This is a genomic window from Cellvibrio sp., from assembly GCF_053579595.1.
This window is the reverse complement of record NZ_JBRFPI010000247.1, coordinates 1-7038: the sequence shown is the minus strand read 5'-3', so window position 1 is coordinate 7038 and position 7038 is coordinate 1. Positions and strand designations below refer to the sequence as shown.

Sequence of the window (7038 nt, the reverse complement as noted above, 5' to 3'; positions counted from 1 at the left end):
ACATGCTTGTAGTGCCAGAAAAAGTGCCAGTGATAAAAACTTATCTCTAGACCCCCTAGCAGTTTAAAAGTTCGCAGACTCTTGTACTCCCGTTAATTTGATGCCTAAAAACATATCAACATTTCAACCATCACAGTGAAACAAAAGTGCGTTAGATACGTATAGTCTTACACCCATAGGTAGTGCTGGATTATGGGTTACGCATTTAATCTCAAGGAGTCGTCACATTTATGTTCCACCACAAGCATACCAACCCATTGTATCGTTTCACCCACACGCTCCTGCCGCTGGTACTTGCAGGTTATGTATCCAACACCTACGCCGATACCGGAAAAATTCGCCTGACAGCGATTGACTCCAGTACGCAGAGACCTATCCCTAATGCCGCGATCACCCTTCGATCGCGCGCTGGTGCGACTACAGAAACCCGTGCGAACGAACAAGGCCTAGTGCAAATTGATGCATTGGATGCCGGACTCTATACGCTGCTTATCAATCATCCGGATTACCAAAGTGTGCGCCTGCCGCGAGTAAGAGTCCTGGATAATAAGACAACGCCGATAGAAACCAAACTTGCTGGCATCAGCCCAGGTGTGGAAGAACTATTAGTTGTTGGAAAAACGATTGCAGGCAATCCGCTCAACCCGGCTGGTACCAGCTTTATTGATGGGGAAGCACTGAACAGCGCCGCTGGCAGTGGTAGCGATGTGCTGCGCTCGCTCGATGGATTACCGGGCTTGTTCGGCGATGGCGAGTTCTCCAGCTTTACCGTGCGCGGCAATGGTCCGCGCGACAATTTGATTCTGGTGGACGGCATTCCATTCGATAAGGTGGTGCATTTCAGCGATAGCTTCGGCGAGCAGGAAGAAATTGAAGGCGGCGGGCGCTATTCCGTCTTTGCACCCAACACCATCGCAACCGCCGAATTTCAACCGGGCGGCTGGAATCCTGCCTATGGTGGTCGCGCTGGTTCCTTATTGAAGTTAAATGTCGCCGAAGGTAATCCGGATACTCCCTCCTATCGCACCCGCCTGGATATTGCCGGCATCGAAATTGGTTACGATGGCCCCAGCGGGTTTCACGACCAAACCTCTATTTTATTTTCTGCACGCGATTACGATTTCGGCAGGTTGTTTGAAACCATCGGGTTGGATGATATAGGCACACCCAAACTCACCGATGTGATTTTTAAATCTACCAGCGAACTTGGTGATAACGATCAATTGAGTTTCCTCGCGATTTACGCCCCCGAAGAATACCAACGCACTATCGATAACGTATTGGCATCGGATGAAGATGAACCGGGCAATTATGTAGATGTGGAGCTGGTAGACAGCGAAGCGGATAATAGCCTCTTTGCACTGACCTGGACCCGTTTGATTGGCAGCGATGGCGAACTCACCAACCAAATTTATTTACGCAACTATGACGAGCGCAGCAGCACTGGTGAAGCCTATCCAGACCTTGTAGAAACAGGTGCTCCTGCCAACACCATTCCTGTGCGCAACAATATTCTTCGCTCCGAAGCCGAAGAACAAGAACTCGGGTTACAAACGGATTTTGAAATCAATAATACATTCGGCCGTTTATCCAGCGGCCTGCGTATCACCCAGGTTGATTTGGCATTTTCACTGGCACTGGATGATGACTGGATTCGCTACACCTATGATCAAAATGATTATCGTGAAAATCCCGAGCAAAAATATGTAGTACTCACACCGCAAGCAGTTAATAATCATTACACGCAGACTGAAACCAATTACGCACTTTACGCCAATCAGGAGTTCGCGCTCGATGATTGGAGCTTTCGCGCAGGTGCGCGTTACGACCGCGATAATTTTTCCAGTGAAGACTTGCTATCACCACGCGTTGGCGCTACCTGGCTCATTAATAGCAACCTACGTCTGACAACTAGCGCAGGACGCTATTTTCAAGCGCCGCGCTTTAATGACCGCGCCAGCGATGCAAACAACAGCCAACTTGAAAACGAAGTAATCGATCAAGTCAGCATAGGGTTTGTCTATCGCTGGAATAATGATGTTGAGTTGTTAGTCGAACCCTACTACCAGGATTTGCACAACCTGGTTGTCAACGGGGACAATGTTAATCAAACACTGGCCAATACAGGCGAAGGAAAATCTTTTGGTGTTGATACCGCGCTTACGCGGCTGTTCGATAATGGCTGGTCAGCCAGCATCAATTATTCCTATAACGACGCGCGCGTGCGCGATAATCCTGATGCAAAAGAATACGATGCCGACTTCAACCGCCCGCATATTGTGAGCACCGGTGGCGTTTGGGAAATCAATCAGCGGTGGAAATTATCGTCGCGCTGGAAATGGGCATCCGGAAAACCCAGTGACGCTTATATTATCCACAATAATGTTTTGGGTGATGCACAGCCACTGCGTTATTCTCGCGAGACAATCGCAACCAATACGGATAGATATGGCAATTACAGCTCATTGAATTTTCGCGCGGATTATCTGCGCAGTTTTGGCCGCACCAATGTTATTGCATTTATAGATGTCATTAACTTGCTCGGCTCAGAAAACCCCGGCAATTCAGATTTTAACGAGCGCAGCGGAAAAGAGGAAATTGAAGACGGGGAAGCAATCCCCATTATTGGCTTAATGTTTGAGTGGTAACATTTTACTAAAGAGTCCGGCGGACTGATGTGAAAAAAACATGGCCATCAAGCCGCCGGATTTTACCGAGACTATTTATTTTCTAAAATTAGATTAGTTGTCAAAAATTGGGTTATTCGTCAAACATCTGGATCATATAGCCATCTTTGAGCGCTTCTGCCATGGCCTTATCGGCCGCAACCACACGCGGATCGCTAGTCAGGTTGCTAGGCACCAGCTTGCGGTTTTCAATTTGTATTTCAATAAAACCTGCGCGCATCAAATAGAGCTTACACAGGTGCTCTGCACCGAATAAATCTTTGAAATTGATATACACAATAAAGGGCACCATTTGGCCTTCTTTAATATCATCGAAGGCCTTTTTTGCGCGGCCATTGGCAGAGAAAATATACATAATGTTTGTCTCGGGTTAATTCAGGCAAAAACCATTGAATCATTGTATCTATTAGGTAAGCATTCCCAAGCTGAGTTTGGGAATGAGGGTTAAAAGCGAATTCTTATATCGTCATTACGACGCGCAATGCATCCAACCGAATTTTTGCTTGCGACAAAAAGTGTTGGCTTGCGGCCAAGCGCTGTTGCAAATAATCGATCTCTTTCTGACGTACGTTCGGGTTTACTTCTTTCAAGGCTTTCATGCGCGCCAGCTCGCCATTTAATTGCTCGCTCACTTTCGTTTGGGCTTCGGCAATTAATTCGGTTTGTTTTGCGGCGGTAATTTCTTCGGCTTTTTGCACCATAGTGGTCAGGGTTGGGCGCGCGTGGCGAACCAGATCTTGTGCGTTATTGCGCGGAACTTTTTGCAACAACTTACTCAGTTGGTTAATGCCGAGCACATTGGATAAATCCTTGCCCTTATCGTCCAACAACACCCGCAGTAAGGATTGCGGCATATAGCGGAACAACTGCAACTCTGCAGGTGCCGGGCAATGCAATACAAATAGGGCTTCCAGCATCAGGGTGCCGGGTTTTAACGGTGGTAACTTCAAGGTACAGAAAGCAGTGTTGCCAAATTCGCTGAGTGAAATCAGATCCTGCGCACCGCGCACCAGTGGATGCTCCCAAGTGAGGAACTGCATGTCTTCACGCGATAGCGCCTGCTGGCGATCATAGGTCACCGTTAAACCATCTTCCGGCAAACCGGGAAATTGTTCAATGCGCATATGGTCGCTCGGGTGTAACACCAAACTTTTTTCGCTGTGCTTTTCAAAATCGATTCCGAAGCTATCGAACACCTGCTCCATGTAAATCGGCAGCACGCTGCTCACATCATTTTCTGCCAAAGCATCAACCAACGCTTCCGCTTGTGCTGGCTTGCAAGAATTCAATTCCAATAGGCGATCACGCCCTTGTTGTAACTGGGCGACCAATTCAGCGGAAAATTGCCGGGTTTGTTCCAATAAGTTGATAAAGGTTTCATCATCATTATTCACTAGCGCAGGCAATAATTCTTCAGCAAATTTCACATAAGCCGCTTGGCCAATCGCACAGGTTTTTTCGAAGGCATTTAAACCCTGGTGATACCAATCCAACAATTTTTGCTGTGCAGTATCTTCATAATAAGGCACATGGATATTCACAGTGGCGGTTTGGCCGATACGATCCAAACGGCCAATACGCTGCTCCAACAAATCCGGATTGGTTGGCAAATCAAACAACACCAAGTCCTGCGCAAATTGGAAGTTGCGCCCTTCACTGCCAATCTCCGAACAGACCAATACCTGCGCACCGTCTTCAGCTTCAGCAAAATAAGCAGCAGCGCGGTCGCGTTCGATTAAATTCAAACCTTCATGGAATACGGCTGTGGTTAAGCCTTTGCGCAAACGCAAATACTCTTCGATTGATTGCGCAGATTCCGCGTTGGCACAAATCACCAATACTTTTTTCCGGCGATGTTGACGCAGCCACTCGGCGAGCCAAATCACACGCGGATCTTGTGTCCACCAATCAGATTCCGTTTTTTGTTGCCAATATTGTTCGGCGCAAATTTGTGTCGCCAGTGGTTGCTCAAGTAAGGCGATAAGATCTTCATCGTCCAAATTAAGCGCGTGCGCTTGCAATTTACGCTCGGGAAATCCTCTCACAGAATTACGCGTGTTGCGGAACAATACGCGGCCGGTGCCATGGCGATCTAACAGGTAGTGAATGGCGGTATCTATCGCCGCGCCCAGACTTTGGGTTTCCGCTTGCGCTTGCAATTCGTTGATAGTTTCAGCGGGCAAATAGGCACTTAAGGATTTAACCAGCGCGGCGGAAATTTTTCCGGTATCGTCGCTGTGATCCTGCAATAACTCTTGCACTAAACCATTTAAGGGTTGATAGGCTTTTTGCTCGGCGACAAATTTTTCCAAATCGTAATAGCGATCCGGATCAAGCAAACGCAAACGCGCGAAATGGCTCTCTACACCCAACTGCTCTGGCGTTGCCGTCAACAACAACAGGCCTTTGGATTTTTTTGCCAAGCCTTCTATGCAGGTGTAGGCCTTGCTCGGCTTCTTTTCGCTCCATTGCAAATGGTGCGCTTCATCTACCAATAATAAATCCCAATCGGCCGCAACCGCTTGCTCGTAGCGATAATTATTTTTGGTAAGAAAATCCAGCGAGCAAATAACCAGCTGCGCAGTTTCAAACGGGTTGCTGATATCCGCCGCTTGTGCAAACTCGTCTTTGTCATCGCCTTTAAAATCATCATCTGCAAAGTCATCGACGTAATCGACTGACTCTTCAACACTGTCCAGCCCCACCAGGGCATTGCAGCGCGCTTCATCGAGCAGCGTAAACGCCAAATTAAACCGGCGCAGCATTTCCACCAACCATTGGTGTTGCAAACTCGCGGGCACCACAATCAATGCACGCTGTACACGCCCGCTCATTAATTGTTGATGCAAAATCAAACCGGCTTCGATGGTTTTACCCAAGCCGACTTCGTCCGCTAATAACACGCGCGGCGCATGGCGCTGGGACACTTCGCTAGCGATATAAAGTTGATGCGGCAGCAATTGCACACGCGGCCCCGCCAAACCAAACATGGATGATTGGCGATGCTGGTTTTGATAATGGAGTGTTTGGTACCGCAGAGTGAAATGGTTGTGTTTGTCGATCTGCCCCGCAAACAAACGGTCGCGCGGTGTACTGAATTGCACAAAGCTATCCAGTTCAAATTCGGGGATGGAAAACTCCTCGCCTTCCTTATTCAGTCCGACATACATCAAACAACCAGCCTGCTCGACAATACTGGTGATCTGGATTTTGGTCCCGTCCTGATGGCGAACCTTCTCACCCACTTCGTATTTCACGCGGCTGACGGGCGCGTTATCTATCGCATAGGTACGGCGTTCACCCGCGGCGGGAAAACTCAGGGTTAGGCGGCGATTGGCCACATCCAACACGATTCCCAGCCCCAAATCTGCTTCTGACTCACTAATCCAGCGCTGGCCGATGACAAAAGCCGTTCCACCCACAAACTGCGTTTTACTACTCACTCAAGCACCTACTCTATTCCAGAATCCGGGCACTGCCCAAGAAAAATCAAAATTGTCGAAAAGGCGCGCATCATACTGTTTTAAAGCCCACAAAACCAAAAAATTTGGCTGTTAGCTGGCACGCTTTTCTATAGAATCGAGCCCATTAGTCACATAAATGGAAGCCATCATGCATATCAACACTCCCGATGCGGAAAGCAAACTCCACCTGGACCAATTGGTGGCCAAATCCGGCTTCTTACGCCTTACCACCAGCAAAGAACAGTACCCCAATTCACCCGGGACAGGCTTGCCCTTATTGGTGGTAGAAACTGAATTGTGCAGCGCAGTCATTTCACTGCAAGGTGCGCATCTCTTGGAATTTAAAACCACCAACGGAGATCCATTGCTTTGGCTCAGCCCCAATTGTGATTTTTCCGCAGGTACCGCTCTACGCGGTGGCGTTCCCCTATGCCTGCCCTGGTTTGGCGTCAACCAAACCGACCCAACCAAACCCAAGCACGGTTTTGCGCGCAATAATTTTTGGGAATTAGGTGAGGCGCATCTACTGAGCGACGGCAACGTCGAACTGGAATTTTTATTTTTAAGCGATGCTAACGATTTATTTCCGTTCGATTTTTCAGCCGAATTGCGCATGACATTAGGCAACACGGCCAAACTCGAACTCACCATCAATAATACCGACACCGAAAACTTTGATTGCAGTTGGGCGATGCACAATTACCATCGCATTCGCTCACTGAGCGATGTCCGCGTACTTGGCTTGACAGAGAGAAAGTATCTCGACAACTTTGAAGGCTATGCAGAAAAACACCAATCAGGCGATGTAAATTTTCCGGGGCCGGTAGATCGTGTTTATCACGCAATCGACAACACAGTCAGCATCAGCGGCTCACCCAATATCGAAA

General features: G+C 48.2%; 4 protein-coding genes. 2 read left to right on the top strand and 2 right to left on the bottom strand.

Going from position 1 to position 7038, the window contains the following annotated elements:
- Positions 1-230 precede the first annotated feature (230 nt).
- Positions 231-2648, top strand: coding sequence for a TonB-dependent receptor (locus ACWA6V_RS14630; RefSeq protein WP_449523185.1), 2418 nt, complete (start codon positions 231-233; stop codon positions 2646-2648).
- Positions 2649-2760: 112 nt separating this feature from the next.
- Here the strand turns inward: ACWA6V_RS14630 and ACWA6V_RS14625 are convergent, their stop codons facing one another.
- Together ACWA6V_RS14625 and rapA are read right to left on the bottom strand one after the other, a co-directional pair.
- The gene (locus ACWA6V_RS14625; protein WP_310070636.1) at positions 2761-3042 is read right to left on the bottom strand and encodes a hypothetical protein; all 282 of its coding nucleotides are present in this window, start codon (positions 3040-3042) and stop codon (positions 2761-2763) included.
- A gap of 103 nt (positions 3043-3145) precedes the next feature.
- Complete coding sequence (rapA, locus tag ACWA6V_RS14620) at positions 3146-6130, bottom strand: RNA polymerase-associated protein RapA (protein ID WP_449523184.1); 2985 nt, start codon at positions 6128-6130, stop codon at positions 3146-3148.
- A gap of 169 nt (positions 6131-6299) precedes the next feature.
- Here rapA and ACWA6V_RS14615 point away from each other — a divergent pair.
- Positions 6300-7038 (top strand): D-hexose-6-phosphate mutarotase (locus tag ACWA6V_RS14615; protein ID WP_449523183.1); only part of this gene is annotated, 739 nt, incomplete at its 3' end.

Excerpts from the sequence above, each read along its gene's own strand:
- ACWA6V_RS14630 (WP_449523185.1), top strand. The coding sequence starts at position 231 with ATGTTCCACCACAAGCATACCAACCCATTGTATCGTTTCACCCACACG.
- ACWA6V_RS14625 (WP_310070636.1), bottom strand. The coding sequence starts at position 3,042 with ATGTATATTTTCTCTGCCAATGGCCGCGCAAAAAAGGCCTTCGATGAT.